General features: G+C 69.7%; 14 protein-coding genes and 1 pseudogene. 9 read left to right on the top strand and 6 right to left on the bottom strand.

The window, feature by feature from the left end:
• The first annotated feature begins 25 nt into the window (after positions 1-25).
• The 4 genes from ABD151_RS07205 to ABD151_RS07190 all read left to right on the top strand — a co-directional run bounded on the left by ABD151_RS07205 (position 26) and on the right by ABD151_RS07190 (position 9,575).
• Positions 26-2,302, top strand: a complete 2,277-nt coding sequence (locus ABD151_RS07205) for an ATP-binding protein (protein ID WP_343992777.1) — start codon at positions 26-28, stop codon at positions 2,300-2,302.
• On the top strand, positions 2,299-2,994 hold the full coding sequence (locus ABD151_RS07200; RefSeq protein ID WP_343992775.1) for a hypothetical protein: 696 nt from the start codon (positions 2,299-2,301) through the stop codon (positions 2,992-2,994). The genes ABD151_RS07205 and ABD151_RS07200 overlap by 4 nt, the downstream gene beginning before the upstream one ends.
• 173 nt (positions 2,995-3,167) lie before the next feature.
• Positions 3,168-3,836, top strand: coding sequence for a response regulator transcription factor (locus tag ABD151_RS07195; protein WP_343992773.1), 669 nt, complete (start codon positions 3,168-3,170; stop codon positions 3,834-3,836).
• 189 nt (positions 3,837-4,025) lie between these two features.
• Entirely contained in the window at positions 4,026-9,575 is a 5,550-nt protein-coding gene (locus tag ABD151_RS07190) for an SdrD B-like domain-containing protein (protein ID WP_343992771.1), read from the top strand.
• 139 nt (positions 9,576-9,714) lie between these two features.
• Here ABD151_RS07190 and ABD151_RS07185 read toward each other — a convergent pair whose 3' ends face one another.
• Together ABD151_RS07185 and ABD151_RS07180 are read right to left on the bottom strand one after the other, a co-directional pair.
• Positions 9,715-10,830 (bottom strand): Dyp-type peroxidase, encoded by a 1,116-nt coding sequence (locus ABD151_RS07185; RefSeq protein ID WP_343992769.1) that lies wholly within the window; start codon positions 10,828-10,830, stop codon positions 9,715-9,717.
• A gap of 80 nt (positions 10,831-10,910) precedes the next feature.
• Complete coding sequence (locus ABD151_RS07180) at positions 10,911-12,239, bottom strand: right-handed parallel beta-helix repeat-containing protein (RefSeq protein ID WP_343992767.1); 1,329 nt, start codon at positions 12,237-12,239, stop codon at positions 10,911-10,913.
• A 357-nt stretch (positions 12,240-12,596) separates the two neighbouring features.
• Between ABD151_RS07180 and ABD151_RS07175 the strand changes: the two genes are divergently transcribed.
• Entirely contained in the window at positions 12,597-13,145 is a 549-nt protein-coding gene (locus tag ABD151_RS07175; RefSeq protein WP_343992765.1) for a hypothetical protein, read from the top strand.
• 22 nt (positions 13,146-13,167) lie between these two features.
• Here the strand turns inward: ABD151_RS07175 and ABD151_RS07170 are convergent, their stop codons facing one another.
• Together ABD151_RS07170 and ABD151_RS07165 are read right to left on the bottom strand one after the other, a co-directional pair.
• The gene (locus ABD151_RS07170; protein WP_343992763.1) at positions 13,168-14,055 is read right to left on the bottom strand and encodes an LLM class flavin-dependent oxidoreductase; all 888 of its coding nucleotides are present in this window, start codon (positions 14,053-14,055) and stop codon (positions 13,168-13,170) included.
• Positions 14,056-14,123: 68 nt separating this feature from the next.
• Positions 14,124-14,522 (bottom strand): HIT family protein, encoded by a 399-nt coding sequence (locus ABD151_RS07165; RefSeq protein WP_343992761.1) that lies wholly within the window; start codon positions 14,520-14,522, stop codon positions 14,124-14,126.
• Between the two features lie 138 nt (positions 14,523-14,660).
• Here ABD151_RS07165 and ABD151_RS07160 point away from each other — a divergent pair, with 138 nt between their 5' ends.
• Positions 14,661-15,140 (top strand): SRPBCC family protein, encoded by a 480-nt coding sequence (locus tag ABD151_RS07160; protein ID WP_343992759.1) that lies wholly within the window; start codon positions 14,661-14,663, stop codon positions 15,138-15,140.
• On the top strand, positions 15,137-15,463 hold the full coding sequence (locus ABD151_RS07155; protein WP_343992757.1) for an ArsR/SmtB family transcription factor: 327 nt from the start codon (positions 15,137-15,139) through the stop codon (positions 15,461-15,463). Before ABD151_RS07160 ends, ABD151_RS07155 begins: the two co-directional genes overlap by 4 nt.
• A 39-nt stretch (positions 15,464-15,502) precedes the next feature.
• Here ABD151_RS07155 and ABD151_RS07150 read toward each other — a convergent pair whose 3' ends face one another.
• The gene (locus tag ABD151_RS07150; RefSeq protein WP_343992755.1) at positions 15,503-16,249 is read right to left on the bottom strand and encodes a DinB family protein; all 747 of its coding nucleotides are present in this window, start codon (positions 16,247-16,249) and stop codon (positions 15,503-15,505) included.
• Positions 16,250-16,333: 84 nt separating this feature from the next.
• On the opposite strand from ABD151_RS07150, the gene ABD151_RS07145 reads away from it, so the two are divergent.
• A complete protein-coding gene (locus ABD151_RS07145) occupies positions 16,334-16,768 on the top strand; it encodes a VOC family protein (protein WP_343992753.1) in 435 nt (144 codons plus the stop codon).
• 47 nt (positions 16,769-16,815) lie between these two features.
• Entirely contained in the window at positions 16,816-17,328 is a 513-nt protein-coding gene (locus ABD151_RS07140; protein ID WP_343992751.1) for a 2'-5' RNA ligase family protein, read from the top strand.
• A gap of 56 nt (positions 17,329-17,384) precedes the next feature.
• On the opposite strand, the pseudogene ABD151_RS07135 reads toward ABD151_RS07140, so the two are convergent.
• A pseudogene (locus tag ABD151_RS07135) lies at positions 17,385-17,759 on the bottom strand (hypothetical protein); the annotation flags it as partial.

Here is a 17,759-nt window from a genome sequence, read left to right as displayed (position 1 = left end):
GTCCCTCGATCACACGCTGCGTGGCGTGCTGCTGATGGGCAACGTGTGGTGGCACCTGTTGATGGTCACGGTGACGATCGGGACCGTCGGCGATACTCGCGTCATGGCGGTCCTTGCGGGCTGCCACGCACTGGCGGCGGGGCTCTTTGTGGCGGCGCGGGCCGGCCGCTTTCCGGCCAGTGTCGCCTTGGCCCTCACCTGGATCCTCTTCGTCGCCGACTGGGCGGTCGAGGACTCCGTCGACGGCGCCCTGCTCTTCGCGGCCTGCTGGTCGGCCAACCTTGCCGCCGCCACTCCCGCCTTCGCCCTCCGAGGCCGCGTCGCGATCTGGCTGCCGGTCGCAGCCTCCCTTGTCATGCCGCCTGCGATGGTGCTGATCCACCCCGATTGGAACAGCGTGCTGCCGTACGCCGTCGCGGTCACCACGCTCTCGATCCTCGGCGGCACCCGGGTCGGCGTCTCGTTCCTGTGGGACTTCGCGGAGCGGGTCGATGCCGAGAGCTCTGCAGCGGCGGCCCAGGCACGAGGCCTGGTCGCCGTTCGGGCGGCCAGTGCCGAGCCCGCCGAGAACGCGCGGATCCTGCACGACACGGTCATCAACACGATGGCCGCGATCGCGAGCGGAGGTCGCGGGCTTCGCGACACCGACGCGGTCCGGCGCCGGTGTGCGCGTGACGTGGAGACCGTCGAGGATCTGGAGGCCGGGCGCCCTGCGCTGCAGATCGGTGTCCTGGACAAGGGGGATACGGTGCCCGGCACCGACGTGCGGATCCGTCGCGTCGGCCTCGCCGGCTCCGCGCTGAATCGCGAGCTGGCCGACCTGCCACCTGCGGTGCAGCGCGCGGTCTCCGGCGCGGTCGACGAGCTTCTGCAGAACGCGGCGAAGCATGCCGACGTCGACGAGGTCGTCCTCGAGGTGCGCACCGACGCCCAGGAGTTCGTCGTCATCGTCGCCGACGATGGTCGCGGCTTCGAGGGGGAGCTGCCGGGCGATCGCGGCTTCGCGCGCTCCGTGCGCGCCCGCGCCGAGAGCGCTGGGATCGACGTCGTGCTCACCACCGCACCGGGAGCAGGCACGGCGGTCGCTCTCACTCATCGTCGCGGCACGGCACCGCGCGAGAAGGAACCCGGGTCGACGGGCGTCGCCTTCTCCGGAGTGATCCGAGGCCTGCGGGTGCGCGCCGCCTGGCTCTACTCCGTGGGCCTCGCTGCGATTGGCCTGGTGCTCTGCCTCTCCAACCACGGCGGCGCGTGGACGCCGGAGTATCTGATGGTCGCCGTGCTCCTGCTCGGGTCAGGGCTCGCCTGGCTGGAGGTCCGGCGTGCAGGACGCCACCGGGTCGGTGCCGTCGGCGTCGTGGTGCTCGCCCTGGCCGCGATCGTCGCCTTCCTGCTGGCGGCCTGGTCGGTCGACTTCGGCCGGGAGAATGTCGTGGTCTGGCAGGCGATCGGCTGCACGGGGCCGCTGGTCCTCCTGCTCGCGCTGAGGCGCACCCAGCGTGCCTTCCAGTTCGGCTGCGCGCTGCTGGTCCTCACTGCCCTCACGGTCGCCGGGCTGGTCGGGGTCGAGTCGCCCGAAGCGGCGGCTGTGGTCGTGGTCGCGGCGGCCGCCGCCCTGGGCCTGGCCATCGGATGGTCGCTCTTCCACCGGACGCTCGGAACGATCGCGGCCAAGGTTCTTCGCGAGCACCGCGTGGCCGAGACGGCGCGCGCAGACACCGCCAAGGTCGAGGCCGCAGCCGCCGCTCGCCAGCGTTGGCGAAGCGCCGGCCTGCAGGACGTGCTCATGCTGCTGCGTGGCATCGCCACCGGGCAGCTCGACCCTGCCGATCGGGCCGTCCGGCAGGCCTGTGGCGACGAGGAGTCCTATCTGCGTCAGCTCATCCAGCTCGACCCCGCGCTCGTCCGGATGGGCGACTGGTACGCGCAGGCGCTGCGCCAGGCTCGAGTCCGGGGCGTTCGACTCGCACTGCGGAGCGGCGAGGTGGAACCGGCCGACGACAAGACCGCCGCCGAGCTCGGGATGGAGATCCTGCGCGCCGTCGACACAGTCGAGAGCGACGAGGAGCTCACCATCACCCTGTACCCCGCCGGCGACGGACTCCGGTTGACGATGGTCGCGCCGCACCCGAGGCTCGTTCCGGAGGCAACCCGATGGTCACTGCCCGAGCATGCCGATGTGGCGTTCCTGGCACTGGGTGACCAGGACATGATCGAAGTCATGCTGCGTGCCGAGCGCGGCATGCGATGGGGGCTCGATCAACTCGACACAGGCAGCGAATGGAAGGCGGGCGCAGCATGAGAAGAGAGGCCACCGGCAAGGTGCCCAGGCACCAGCAGCGCCGGGTCGCGATCGTGGAGGATCATCTGCTTCAACGGCGTCGCACCGAGGAGTTGGTGACCGCACAAGCCGGGCTGCGGGTCGTGTGGTCGGGCGAGACGCTGCCGGACTTCGTGGTGTGGCTGGCCGAGGCGGAGGAGGCGGCACGTCCGCACATCCTCGTGCTGGACCTCCAGGTCGACCGTGGCGACTCCGCCGATCCGGACACCGTCCGCTCGGTCGTGAACGCGGGGATCCGGGTTCTGGCGCTCTCAGCGATGGCCTCTCCGGCACTCGTCCGGCAGATCCTCCGTGCTGGGATCGGCGGCATGGTGGGCAAGCGGGACGACGAGAGCGCGGTGGTGGGCGCGATCTGGACGGTGCTGGGCGGCGGCACCTGGGTGACTCCTGAGCTCGCCAGCGTGATGGCCGGCGATCCGGACCGTCCCAGGCTGAGCGACCAGGAGGAGCGGGCTCTGGTGCTCTACGCCTCCGGGCTCACCCTGGAGTCGGTGGCCGAGGCGCTCGGGGTGCAACGCGACACGGCGAAGAAGTACCTGAGCAGGGTGAAGGCCAAATACGCCGCTGCCGGACAGCCGGTGCGCACCAAGCTCGACCTCAACGCGATCGCCCAGCGCGACGGCTACCTCGACCCGACGGGGCGGACCGACTGATCTCGACCCCTGTTCGGGGGGCATCCGCGGGCCACGTTGCTCGTCCACTGGAAGTCGGTCTCCGCCCTTCCTAGCCTTCGAAGGGTTGGGTCATCGGGGCCCAGGGCGGGAGTCTGCTGGTGTCCGGGGGGCGAGGTTCGCGCGGTCCTCGAGAGTTCACGTGGTGTGTCGCGGTGGTCGAGGACCACCTGTTGCAACGGCTCGCCACCGTTGACCTCGTCGCCGCCCAGCCTGGCGTCCGTGTGGTGTGGCACGGCGAGACCCTGCACGACTTCCTCGTCTGGCGAGCCGACAGTCCGGTCCATCTCCACCCACGACTCCTGATGCTCGACCTGCATGTCGACCGCGGACCTGTGGTCGAGCCCGAGAGCGTTCGCGCGTTGGTCGCGGACGGCGTCGCCGTCCTGGTCTTCTCCGCGATGGGTGACCCCGACCAGCTGCGGGCGGTCCTGCGCGCAGGTGCCAGCGGCGTGCTCGGGAAGCGGGACAGCGAGGCCAACGTGGTGGCCGCGATGTGGGCGGTGCTGGCCCGGAGGCGCTGGATGACCCGCGAGCTCGAGGCCCTTCGCAGCGAGCCGGCGCGGCGCCCGGTGCTGAGCGAGCAGGAGCGGCAGGCCTTGGTGCTCTACGCCTCCGGCAACACCTTGCGCGCAGTGGCGGAGACGCTCGGCGTCCAGCTCAACACGGCGAAGAAGTACCTGAGCCGGGTCAAGCGCAAGTACGCCGACGTCGGTCGGCCGGTGCGGACCAAGGTGGAGCTGAACGCGGCCGCGCGCCGTGACGGACTCCTCGACGAGACACCGGACGTGCCTGGCCCCCACAGCACGCCACCTGACCCCTGATCAGGGGTCATTTGAACGCGGGGATACCCAAATTTCGGTAGAGCGGCGTCATCGGATCCCTAGCCTCACGCCTGGGGTTGACTGCGCGCACACGCGTCACTCCGGCAATCGGCATGGGCCGTTCACTCGTCAAGAGGAGCACACAAGGTGAGGCACGAGCGGGGTAGAAGGGTCGCCAGGCGGCGACCGATGCTGTCCAGCAGAGCGCGGAGATGGGCGGGGATCACGTCGGCGTTGGGCGTCACGGTGGCGGGCCTGACGGCCTACACCGCGACCGCGCCGGCTCAAGCCGCCCCCGGCGATGGAACCATCAAGATCCGGGTGGTTCAGGACTACAACGGCAACGGCTCGTGGGATGACGCGTTCATCGAGCCCGGTCTGGCCAACGTCGACGTCGACGTCACAGACGAGGCGGGCGTCACCCAAACGCTGCAGACGGACGCCGACGGCCTCATCACCTTGGTCGGCCCGCCCGGCTCGTATCGGGTCGTCGCTCAGAATCCCGATCCCACCGTGCTCCAGCCGGCTCCGGCACGGGAGAAGACGGGAACCGCTGACACTCCCTCTGCTCAGCGACTCTCGTCCAACGAGGAGTTCCTGACGGTAGCTGCGAACCAGACCGCCGAGATGACGACGGCCTTCTGGGACATCCGCGACTACTGCCAGTCGAACCCGCTGATCGTGAACGCGTGTCAGCCCCCGATCTTCGCGCCCAACGGCACGATCGCCAACAACGCGACCGCCGAGACGCTCTTCACTGCTCCCTACCGTGGCAACGGCGTCGACGCCGGCAAGACCGTGCTCTCGACCAAGGCCGACACCGGCTCGCTCTACGGCATCGGCTACCAGCGCAACGACCGTAAGATCTTCGCTGCCGCATTCGCCAAGCGCGGCGTCGCCTACGGCTCCGGGGGCCCGGGCGCGATCTACACGGTCAGCGCCGACGGCGGCCCGACGACGCTGTGGGGCACCGTGCCGAACGTGGGCTCGCGCGAACACAGCTTCGAGACCGCGGGTCTGCGCCAGGACTGGGACTTCGCTCCCGCCGTCGGCAAGGAGTCGCTCGGCGACCTCGACATCAGCGAGGACGGCGACGACCTGCAGGTACTCAACCTGTTCACCCGCGAGCTCTACGTCTACGACGCTCGCGCGGCGACGATGGGCGCGCCCACACACGTGGTCGACCTCTCCGGCAACCCCGAGGGCATCTGCGCCACCGGCTCCGACTGGCGCCCGGGTGCGCTCGCAGAGCGCAAGGGCGTGCTCTACGTCGGCGGCGTCTGCTCGGCCGAGTCCACGCAGGACCCGAACGACATGCGCGCGGTGATCCTCACCCTCGACGCCGAGGACTACACGCCGACCGGCGTCGTGATGGACCAGACCATCAACCGCAAGCGCGAGCTCAACGCCTTCCTGGCGTCGCGCTGCGACCCTCGCGACGTGGCGGATGGCGTCTACAGCACCAGCTTCCGTCCGTGGAGCAATGAGGGCATCGACTGCAACACCAAGAGCGGCGTCCGGATCTCCGACCCGCAGGCGTGGATGGACGACATCGTCGTGGAGAACAACGGCGATCTGATCATCGCCTTCCGCGACCGCACCGGCGACCAGCAGATGGGTCTCACCTCGCGCTACTACGAGAACACCGACGGCACCGGCGACCTCGTCGGCATCGTCGACTACGTGGTGGCCGGCGACATCAACAAGGCCTGCCGCAACGAAGAGGACGAACTGGTCCTCGACATCAACGGCGCCTGTGGCATCCCCGCGCCGCTTCCTGGCGAGCGCTCGGGCGAGTACTTCACCGGTGACGGCGGCGTTCACGCCGAGGAGGCCTACGGCGGTCTCGCTCTCAGCCGCGGTGAGCGCGGCATCGCGTCCAGCGCGATGGACCCGGCCGGCGGCATCTTCAGCCAGGGCTACTTCCGCATGGACCGCGGCACCGGACTTCCGATCCGCGCCGCCGGTGGCGGCACCGGCACCGACCCTCAGGAGGTGCTCCAGAGCCCGGGTGGCAACAGTGGCGGCAACGCCATCTCGGGTGCCAGCGCCTTCAGCAAGGGCCAGGGCATGGCCGACATGGAGGTGCTCTGTGACTTCGCGCCGATCCAGATCGGCAACCGCGTCTGGGACGACGAGGACGGCGATGGCGTCCAGGACGCCGGCGAAGCCGGCATCTCCGGTGTCACCGTCAACCTCTACGAGGCCGATGGTGTGACCCTGGTCGCGACGACGGTCACCAACTCGCGCGGCGAGTACTACTTCGACTCGATCACCGACGGCGTTGACTTCAACACCGACTACGTCGTCCGGATCGACAAGCCGGGTGACTACACCGGCAGCGGAAAGCTCGCCGGCCTGGGCCTCTCCAACGAGGACTCGGGCACCGGTCCTGATCAGGATCGCCTCGACTCCGACGGCGTGATGGTCGGTGGCTATCCGCAGGCCACCATCACCACCGGCAACCGCGGCGAGAACGACCACACCATCGACTTCGGCTTCAGCCCGGCAGCGGTTTCGGTGGGCAACTTCGTCTGGGTCGACAGTGACGGCGACGGCGTCCAGGACCCGGGCGAGCCCGGCATCCCGGGTGTGCAGCTGACGCTGACCGGTCCTGGCGGCGGACCTGTGACCGACGTCAACGGTGACCCGGTCGGTCCGGTGACCACGGATGCCAACGGCCGCTACGTCTTCGACAAGCTGCCGGTGCTTCCGGCCGGCCAGTCGTACACCGTGCACATCGACAACGGCCAGTCCGCGCTGGAGCCGTACCTGCCGACCCAGGCCGGCCAGGGCACTGACCCGGCTCAGGACTCGTCGACCGGCAGTGCCGCCTCGGGCGACCTGAGCAACGCGGGCGACCGTGACCTCACGCTGGACTTCGGCTTCATCCCGCGGCCCGTGGCCGTAGGTGACCTGGTCTGGGTGGACACCGACGGTGACGGGATCCAGGACCCGGGCGAGCCCGGCATCCCGGGCGTGCAGCTGACGCTCACCGGACCGGACGGCAACCCTGTCACGGACATCAACGGCGACCCGGTCGGACCGGTGACCACCGATGCGAACGGCTTCTACGTCTTCACCGATCTTCCGGTCCTCGGCGCCGGCGAGTCGTACACCGTGCACATCGACAACGGTCAGCCTGCGCTGGCTCCCTACCTGCCCACGCAGGCCGGCCAGGGCACCGACCCGGGTAGCGACTCCTCCACCGGTAGCGCCGAGTCGGGCCCGCTCACCACGCCGGACGCGCGTGACATGACCCTCGACTTCGGCTTCGTGCCGGCGAAGGTCTCCGTCGGCGACTACGTCTGGCTCGACAGCAACCGCGACGGCATCCAGGACAGCGGCGAGGACGGCATCGAAGGCGTCGTGCTCGTGCTCACCGGTCCGGACGGCGAGCCGGTGACCGACGTCAACGGCAACCCGGTCGGTCCGCAGACCACCGATGCCGACGGACGCTACTCGTTCGACAACCTGCCGGTCCTGCCGGCAGGCCAGCACTACACCGTGTCGATCGACCGTGACGCGAACTCCACGATCACGGCGCTGTCGGGGCTGCAGCCCACCCAGAGCGGTCAGGGCAACTCCGGCAACGACTCGTCCACCTGGACGGCGACCTCGGGCGACCTCACCAGCGATGGTGACCGTGACCCCACGCTCGACTTCGGCTTCAACCGGCCGTCGGTCTCCGTGGGCAACCTGGTCTGGGAGGACCTAAACAAGGACGGCATCCAGGACAGTGGTGAGCCCGGCATCGAGGGCGTGGTCCTCGTGCTCACCGGTCCGGACGGCGGCCCGGTCACCGACGTCGACGGAAACCCCGTCGGCCCGGTCACCACCGATGCGGATGGCAACTACTCGTTCGACAACCTGCCGGCACTGCCGGCCGGCTACTCCTACACGGTGTCGATCGATCGCGACCACCCGTCGACCCAGGAGGCGCTCGCGCCCTATGTGCCCAGCCCGGCCGGTGCCGGTGACGACGATGGGGCAGACTCCTCGACCTGGACCGCGGAGTCCGGCGACCTCACCGAGAACGGCGACCGGGACCCGACGCTCGACTTCGGGTTCTTCCGTCCCGAGGTCTCCGTGGGCGACTACGTCTGGCTGGACGCCGACCACGATGGCATCCAGGATGCCGGCGAGGACGGCATCGCAGGCGTGGTGCTGGTGCTGACCGGTCCGGACGGTGAGCCGGTGACCGACATCCACGGCGACCCGGTCGGCCCGGCGACCACCGATGCGAACGGCGAGTACTCGTTCGATCACCTGCCGCCGCTGCCTGCGGGCCAGTCGTACACGGTGACCATCGACACGGACGCCTCGGCGGCCGCGCTCGCCGGCCTCGCCCCGACCCTCACCGGTCAGGGCAACGGCGAGACCGACTCCTCCACGGGGTCGGCCACGTCGGGCGACCTGACCGAGGACGGCGACCGTGACCCGTCGCTCGACTTCGGGTTCTACCCGCTGCCCGGTGTCTCGGTCGGTGACCTGATCTGGTTCGACAAGGACAGGGACGGCGTCCAGGACGCCGGCGAGCCCGGCATCGAAGGCGTGGTGCTGGTGCTGCGAGGTCCGGACGGCAACCCCGTCACGGACATCGACGGCAACCCGGTCGGCCCGGTGACCACCGGTCCGGATGGGCTGTACAGCTTCGCGAACCTGCCGCCGCTGCCGGCCGGCCAGTCCTACACCGTGGCGATTGACCGCACCGCATCAGCCGAAGCACTGGCACCGTACGTGCCGACGAAGCCCGGCGCCGGGTCCCCGGCCACGGACTCGTCGACCTGGACGGCGAGCTCGGGCAACCTGACCACCAACGGTGACCGGGACCTGACCCTCGACTTCGGGTTCGTGCTGCGGCCTGCTGCGACCCTCGCCACGAAGACGGCGAAGAAGGTGGTGGCGAAGGTCAACGCCAACGGCACCATCAAGCCGGTCGCCCTGACCGACACCGTGAAGATCACCAACCTGCTCGGCACGGGTGAGGGCGTGGCTCGTCTCTACGGGCCGGCCAGCAAGCGGAGCAGCACCATGTGCACGCCGGCGAACCTGGCAGGCACCGTGAAGTTCACCGCGCGCAACGGCACCCACCGCACGCCGGCGGTCAAGGTCCGCAAGCCGGGTGTCTACACCTGGGTCGTGACGATCAAGACCAAGGACGGCAGCACGTTGTCGCACAAGTGTGGCCTCGCCAGCGAGACCACCACCGTGCAACGACAGGCGTACGGTCCGATCGACATCGAGACCGGTCGCTCGGCCGACGTCCAGGCTCGGTTCATCGGCTCGGCAGGCGCGCTCACCGCAGCCGCGATGGGCACGAAGAACGCCCCGCTCGTGACCGTGGGCCTCAACAAGCGCGAGATGATCATCCCCAAGGGCGTCAAGGAGATCGGTTGGCTCAACCGTTCCGCAGCGTTCGGTGATCTGATCGGCACCGCAGTGGTCGCGGCACACGTGTCGGACAACAGCGACCGCTCGATGGCGTTCCGGAACCTCACCAAGCTCAAGAAGGGGAAGGTCGTCACCATCAAGAAGGGTGGCAAGACCTACCGCTACAAGGTCACCTCGACCGCGAAGTTCTCGCGGGACAAGGGCCGGGGCATTCCGAAGCGCTACTTCAAGACCACCGGTGAGCACCGGCTGGTCCTGGTCACCTGCACCGACAAGGTGACCTACAAGAACGGCCGGTTCCACTACACCAACAACCTGGTGGTGACGGCCAAGCTGATCAAGTGACGCGACCGTAGGTGGGGGCACTCCCTGGTCCTCACCTACGGGTCACTGGTCGGGTGGTGCCCCATGGAGCGGGCATCGTCTGGAAGGAAGAGCGGGTCGCTAACCCCGAGGCGGCCCGCTCTTCCGTCTCCTCGAAGGCTCAGCGGAACAGGGTGGAGCCGAGCGGACGCTCGGCATCGAAGCCTGGCAGCACCAGGAAGGCGACCTCGGCGGTCGCAGTGGCGAACTCCATCAGCCGATCCTCACGGTCCATCCGGCTCTGAGTCCGGGAGAAGACCTCGAGGTCGTCCTGAAAGCTGATGAAGAGCAGACCGGATCGGTCCAGCCGGCCGTCCACCGACTCCCGGTAGCCGTAGCTGCGGCGCAGCATCAGGGTGCTGCCGGTGAAGGACGGATGCGCGGCCCGCACATGGGAGCCGGCCGGCACCAGGTACTCACCCGTCGCCGTCTTCGTGCCGAGGTTGACGTCCGTGTCCCTGGTGCCGCCACTGAGGGGCGCACCGGTGGCCTTGTCGCGCCCGAAGACGTGCTCCTGCTGGTCGCGGTCCAGGCGTGCGAAGGCAGCCGTGTCCAGCACGAAGCGCCGGATCACCCCGATCGTCCCGTTCTTGGCCGGTCCCTCATCGAGATAGACGTGCTCGGGCACCCCACCGGCGGTTGCCGGCTGCACGATTCCGTCGTCGAATCCGAGCGGATTGGCAGCGATCGTGCCCTCGCCCTGGGGACGGAAGCCGAGCTGGCTCCAGGAGGGGGTGAAGCCGGCGGCGGTGAGCAGCTCGGCCACGACGTCGCTGGCCTGGACCGAGATCTCCGGGTGTCGTGCGGCCACCGAGATGATGAGATCGCCGCGTCGGAGACGAGCAGGGATCGCGTCACTGCCGGCGAACTCCGGGAGCCGCACGTCGAGCGTGAGACCCGCCGCGGCGACGACGCGTGGCCCGACACCCACCTGCACGGTGAGATCGACCGGCGGCGCCGAGAGGCGCTCGTGTCGCGGCTCAGGCATGGTGAGAGCGCTGATCACGGTGCCGAGCTCGGTGAGGGTTGCGGCGAGGTCGGCGGCAGACAGCGCGCTCCGCTCGCTCTCGAAGACGTGCAGGCTGAGGTGGGTGGGCGGCGTCAACGGACGGTGCGTGCCTGCCTGGTGCACACCATGGGGGTCGACCGTGGTGATCTGGCTCTGGCCGCCGCTGACCGGTGCGTGGGCGCCCTCCGGCTCCGGGTCGCCGCCGCCGACCGCACCTACGGTCACCATGCCGGTCACTCCTGCCGCGAGCCCGGCGCCCCCGGCGAAGAGGAGACTGCGCCGAGTGGGCCGGACGGCGGGCTCCTCGCTCATCGGTGGCCGAGGCCGGCGAGCAGGCTGACCGCGGGAAGCGCGATGTCGGCCGCTGCGGGGTGGGTGACCGTGGCCGGCAGGGGCGCGGGGACGTCGGTCGATGCCGGCAGCGAGGGAAGTGCGCCCGGCCGGATCACCTCGAGGAAGGCGACGCCCTCCGGCACGCTGATCCCCGGCAGCGGCGTGGTGGCCGGGTCGGGGTCGGCGGTGCAAGTGCGACCGAACCCCTTCGGGTGCAGGATCAGCTGGCCCAGCCCCTGCCCCTTCAGGCAGGTCCGGCTTGCCGGATGCTCGGGGATCGAGAGGTTGACGAGGTCGGCACGATTGTCGGCGAGGACGTTGCCCTCGAAGGTGTTACCCGTGGAGGGGACGTCCTCGGCGTTCTGCACGATGACGCCGGCGTTGTCGTTGCCTGTGATCCGGTTGCGCAGCAAGACGTTGTCCTGACCGCCGGCGACGCCGACGCCGATGCCGAACGCGCCGTCCGCCTGGGCGGGGGAGCCGGCGTCGTTGTTGTCGCTGATCACGTTTCCTGCCACGAGGTTGCCCCGCTGCGGGACGAACGCCTCCTGGTAGTTCGAGGTCAACGTGAGACCGACCCGATTCTCACTGAACCGGTTGCCGATCACGGTGAGCGAGTCCGAGGCATTGGCGTTCTCGAAGCCGACCGCGTTGTGGGCGGCGACGTTGCCGGTGACCACCGTGTCGCAGTCGCGGCACTGGCCCACGTAGATGCCGCTGTCTGCTGAGCCGGAGGCCCATGAGTCGGCGATCACGCCGTGCTGGGTGTTGAAGGCGTAGATGCCATAGAGGCCGTTGTTGGTCGCCGTGACATGGTCGACGCGGAACCGTTGCAGGGGCGGGAACTTCGCGGGGTCGAACTGGTCGTACCCGTTCTGTGCTGGGGTGAGCACTTCGTTGCCCTCATGGGTGCCGGTGACCAGGACCCCGTAGAGGAGGGTGTCGGTCACCGTGAGGTTCTCGATGCGCACGCCGTCCGCGATGGCGATGACGCCGGCGGTTCGGGTGCCCTCGCCGGTGATCACCACGCCGTTGCGCTCCGTGCCACGCAGGGTCACCCCCTCGACGTCGATCAGCACCTGCTCCCGGTAGGTGCCGGGGGCCACCAGGACGAGCCCGTTCTCCTCGACGACCTCCAGCGCGTCGCCGATCGTCTCGGCGTCGCCGGGGACCTGGACCACCGACTGCTTCTGTCCGGACTGGTCCGACGGGACCTTGGAGTCGTCTCCGCAGCCGCTGAGGGCGCCGAGGGCGACTGCGACGGCGAGGGTGGTGGCAGCAGGACGCGGCAGAGGGAACGGCATGTGGCTGCTTTCGTTCAAGGACGCGAAGCGCGTGCTGGCGTTGACGATCGCGCGAACTCGGGGACTCCGCGATGATACCGTTCGACGGCTGTGGATGAGGGCTGACCGCGGGGATGTGGACCAGCGAAATCGAGAGGCGCGCAGATGACAACGAACCGGCCGGCGGCCGTTGCGATCGGACGCCGTGCGCTCCTCGTCTCGGCGCTCGGTGTGGCAGTCCTTGCGGCCTGCGCCGACGAGAAGAAGTCATCCACTGCCGCGCCTGCCGACGATCCCCGGCCCCTGACCTCGCAGGAGGCCGAGCTTCTCGCACTGGCCCGCTTCCGGCTCCATCAGCGCGCCACCGTTCCCGTGGACATGGAGTGGCCGGGCACGCCGTCTGCAAGCCTCGCCGTCACGCTCGATCTCCACGATGGCGTGGCCTGGGGACGGATGTCCACCGGTGACGACGATGCGGCCACCGACCGGCTGGTGTTGTGGGACCTGCAGGCCATCGGCACCGCGCCTTCGGCGGACGAAGCGCCGGCGCCGGCCGAGTGGTCCACTCGTGGGCTCTCCACGGACGTTCCCCAGGACATCTTCCTCACGCTGGCGCTGACCTTGGGGTCGGACCGGCCGGAGAACCCCGTCCTGCTGCAGCAGAGCACAGCGCAGTTCCTTCGTCGCGACGCCGTCGGCGGCGTCGAGACCTCCGTCTTCCAAGGCCCCCGGCCCGCCGAGGAGACCGAGCAGCGTCAGGCCCGAAGCCGATACTGGGTCGACGACGAGGGTGCTCTGCTGCGGTTCGAGGCCTACCTCGGCGACCGATCGGGCCAGTTGGCCAGGATCACCGTCACGGATCCTCACGATGAGGTCGAGGGCTTGCGGGAGGCCGCAGAAGGCGTGCTGGTCGCTGGTCGGCGCTGAGACCTGGCAGCCGTACCGGCGCTCAGCCCAACTGGGCAAGGCCTTCGGTGGCGATCCGCTCGAAGACGTCGAAGTCGTTGGCGAAGATCGAGTCGGGCACCGGCCAGTGGATGACCAGCTCGTCGATGCCCAGCTCACGGTAGGTGCCGGCCCAGTCGACGAAGGCGTCCACCGAGGCGAGCGGCCGCTCGGCGGTCGATCCCTCGAGCAGCACCTTGGCCAGCTCGGCGACGTCACGGCCCTGCTCGGCGCAGGCTGCCGCGAGCCGCTCGATCTGGCGCGCGACCACGGCCGGCGCCTCGGACGCGGGCACCCCGGCGGGGCCCTTCGGGTCGCCGTAGGTCACCCACCCCTGCCCGTACTGCGCGGCCAGCTTCAGGCCGCGCGGTCCGGTGGCGGCGACCAGGAACGGAACCCGTGGCGTCTGCACGCAGCCGGGGATGTTGCGGGCCTCGACCGCCTCGTAGAACCGGCCCTGGCGCGTGGTCACCGGCTCGCGGAGCAGCTCGTCGAGCAGCGGCAGGAACTCCTCGAAGCGGTCGGCGCGCTCCTTCGGCGTCCAGGCCTGCTGGCCCATCGCGGTGGCGTCGAACCCGGTACCGCCGACGCCGATGCCGACGCTCAGTCGACCGGCCGAGACGTCGTCGATGCTCATCAGGTCCTTGGCCAGGGTGACCGGGTGCCGGAAGTTCGGCGACGTCACCAGGGTGCCGAGCCGCAGCGTGCTGGTCGCGGTGGCGGCCGCCGTCAGGGTGGGCACCGCGCCGAACCACGGCTCGTCGCGGAACGAGCGCCACGAGAGGTGGTCGTAGGTGTAGGCGGTGTGGAAGCCGAGCTGCTCGGCTCGGCGCCACACCTGCTGCCCCTCGTGCCAGCGGTGGATCGGCAGGATGACCGTGCTCAGGCGCATGGCTCGACGTTACTCCCCGCTCGATGTGACCTCAGCGCGCCCTTTCGGTGCCGAAGCGCGCGCTGAGGTCACAGTGAGGCGAGGGCTTCCTTGATCTTGCGCTGCGCCTCGTCCAGCGACTCCGGCGACGGGTTGTTGTCGACGCCGGCGAAGCTGAAGTCGCCGAGCGAATGTGCGGCGAAGACGTGCAGGTGCAGGTGTGGCACCTCCAGCCCGGCGATGATCATGCCCACCCGCGGAGCGTCGAAGGCGCGCTCGATCGCGCGACCCACCAGCTGGGCGACGGCGGTCACCTTCGCGAAGGTGCCGGTCTCGATCGACTGCCAGTGGTCGATCTCCGCGCGCGGGACGACGAGCGTGTGGCCGGGCGTCAGCGGGGCGATGGTCAGGAAGGCGACGACGTCGTCGTCCTCGTAGACGAAGCGGCCCGGCAGGTCGCCGTTGATGATCTGGGTGAAGACGCTCATGTGGCCACCTTAGGCACTGCCTCGACGTGGGGCGTCGCGGCCCCGCGGCGTACTCCGTCGATGCGAAAGCAACTGGAAGGTTGCACTAGCGCCCGCGGTATGCAACTCTGGAATTGCAGATCAATCGAGGAGGATGGCATGACCGAGACGAGCTACAGCGCGGACGAGCTGGCAGCGCTCGACAGCATCACCCGCCAGATCGACATCGATGCCCCGCCCGCGAAGGTGTGGGCGCTGATCGTGCGACCCGGCTGGTACGTGAACGAGGGCAGCGTCGACGACCCACAGGACCTGCACTACGAGACCGACGACGCCGGCCGCGAGGTCGCCGTCCTGAACCACCCGAAGTGGGGCGAGTTCCGGTTCCTGACCGTCGAGCTCGACCAGCCCCGCTACGCCGCCTTCCGGTGGCTCAACCCAGCCAGGCCGGGTGCCGGGACGCTGGTGGAGTTCTGGATCGACGAACGCGAGCAAGGGGTGACGCTGCGGGTCAAGGAGAGTGGATTCTCGACCCTTGCCGACGACCCGGCCGCGTGGCTCAAGGAGCGCGAGGGCAACGACAAGGGCTGGCTCGAGGAGCTCGCGGTGGCCAAGGCCTATGTCGAGGCCGGCGCGTGACGGCGACCTCGGAGCTCACCGCGGTCTGCTCGGCGCTCGGCGACCCGACGCGGTGGGAGATCCTGTCGCTGTTGGGGGAGGAGGTGCTCTCCGCCTCGGCGCTGGCACGGGTGCTGCCGGTCTCGCGGCAGGCGATCGCCAAGCACCTGGAGGTGTTGACCGAGGTCGGGCTGATCGCGAGCGAGCGCCGCGGGCGGGAGGTCGTCCACCTGGTGATCGGGGCTCGGCTCAACGCCCTCGGCCATGAGCTCGACCGTCTCGGCAACGCCTGGGATGCTCGGCTGCGGGGCATCAAGGAGCTGGCGGAGGCGCCCGATGCCTAGCGGGCATCTGGCTCCCGAATGGTGGGAGCCACGCGCCATCTAGGCGGGCGCCGCGCCGTCGGCGAGCAGGGCGAGGTCGCGGCGGACGTAGCGCAGATGCGCCCACTCCTCCTCGAGGATCACCCGGATGCAGTCGCCCACGGTGGGATGCCAGTCCCCACCCCACGGGCCGTCGCGTTGCTCGTCGAGGAGCTCCGGCGTCGCGCTGGCGAGGAAGTCGGTCACCAGCTGCTGATGCTCCGCGCGCACGGCGAGGATCTCCGCGTAGGCCGGCGGCTCGTCGCGGAAGATCGAGGTGTCGAAGCCCATCTGCGCCGCCCCGGTGAAGATCTGGCCGATCTCGTGGAAAGGCTGCTCGACCCGCTGCACCGCGCCGACCAGCCACGCGTCGGTGGCCAGGATCAGGTGGCGCAGTGTCTGAGCCAGCGACCACTCCCCGCGGACCTGGGCGTTCACCCGATCGGGCGGCGTGGAGGTGACCGTCTCCCGCCACGCCTCCTGGACGGCGACCCAGCCCTTGCGCAGGCCGTCTGGGCTGGTCGCCTTCTGCAGCTCGCGGCCCGGGAACTGGCGGTTGAGCTCGGCATCCACCAGCGGGACGACGTCGACCCCGTTGACGATCAGGCTGCCGAAGAAGAGGTCGTGGCTGTCGATCTCCAGGCCGTTCACATCGACCTCGCGCATGCTCACGCTGCTGAGGTCGCAGAAGCGGAGGGTGGCTCCCCTGAAGCTCGCCGCGACGAACGTCGCTGCCTCGAAATCGTCCGTGTCCGAGTAGGTCGTCATCGCTCCATTCACCACCGGCTGGGCAGCGCGGTCAACCCTTCCGTGCCCTCGTCAGCGCTGCTCGCGCTGGCTACCGTGGGTGGCATGGCTATCAAGCTCGAGAACGTCGGCATCGCGGTCCGCGACCTGGAGGAGGCGATCGCCTTCTTCACCGACCTCGGGCTCACCGTGCTGGGGCGCGACACCGTCTTCGGAGAGTGGACCGACACCGCGGTGGGACTCGACGGCAACCACGCCAAGATCGCGATGCTGGCCACCCCTGACGGCGGCGCCCAGCTGGAGCTCTTCGAGTACCTGCACCCGGCCGCGATCGAGACCGAGCCCACGCTGCCGAACGAGATCGGCATGCATCGGGTGGCGTTCTCGGTCGACGACCTTGATGCAGCGTTGGCGATCGCGGCCCGGCACGGCTGCCATCCGCTGCGCGGCGTGGCGACCTATCAGGACGTCTACCGGCTCACGTACCTGCGCGGACCGAGCGGCATCCTGGTGATGCTGGCGCAGGAGCTGACGCGTTGACTCCTTGCTGTCACTGGTGTCCCGACCCGCGCCACTAGGCTGGTGTGGTGCCGGACCACGCCTTCGAGCTCAGCTTCACTGCCGCCTGTGAGCAGGCGATCGTCCAGCAGTGGTTGGCGTTGCAGGCGGCCGACATCCCGTCGCAGGCCGACCATCGGTCGATGACGAACGCGCCGCACCTCACCCTGGTGGCGGCAGCGCCGATCGACCCGCAGGTGATCGGGCCGGCCGTCTCGCTGATCGGCCCGCTGCTGCCGACCGAGGTCCGGCTGCGCGGCCTGATCCTGCTCGGCAGCGGTCCCCGGATCACCATCGCGCACCTGGTGGAGCCGACCGCTGAGCTCGCCGAGGCCACCTCCCGGCTGCGCGCGTTGGTGCCCGGGCTGCGACACCCGGTCTGGATGCCTCACCTGACCCTCGCCCGCCGGGTGCCGCGCCGCCTGCTGCCGGCCGCGCTCGAGGTGGTGCACGCCTCGCCGGCGCCGGAGGTGCTGGTGGCCGATCGCCTGCGCTGGTGGGATCCGGACGCCTCGGTGGTCGAGGACGTCGCGGTCGGCTAGCCCCCGCAGGCGGCTCGCCCGGCGCCGCGTCGCGCCGGGCGAGGGTGGTGGGCAGGTCAGGCGCTCTCGAACCAGGGCCGGTGCAGGTCGTAGTAGGTGGCCGACTGCATCGCGTAGTCGAGCTCGCTGCGGACCTCCGGCGGCGGCTCGACCTTCTCGCCCTCGCGCGCGGCCGCCTCACTGGTGAAGGCGATCGTCTCGATGAAGCTGCCGTCGTCCTCGATGGCGAGGGTGCCGCCGAGGATGTCCGGGCGCATCTGGTGCAGGGCGGTGGTGTCGGCGGTCATCATCGCCTTCAGCCGGCTCGGGTCGTCGACGCGGCCACGGATGATCTGCACGAAGCCGGCGTCGTCGGAGCCGCCGTCCATCAGCAGGGTGACGTCGTCACAGTCGTGGAACTCCATCGGCCCGTCCATCAGCTCCATCAACCG

It is taken from the genome of Nocardioides dubius (assembly GCF_039528155.1).
Taxonomy (GTDB): Bacteria; Actinomycetota; Actinomycetes; order Propionibacteriales; family Nocardioidaceae; genus Nocardioides; species Nocardioides dubius.
Note: the sequence above shows the minus strand (reverse complement) of the source record. Positions and strands in the feature narration are given on the sequence as shown.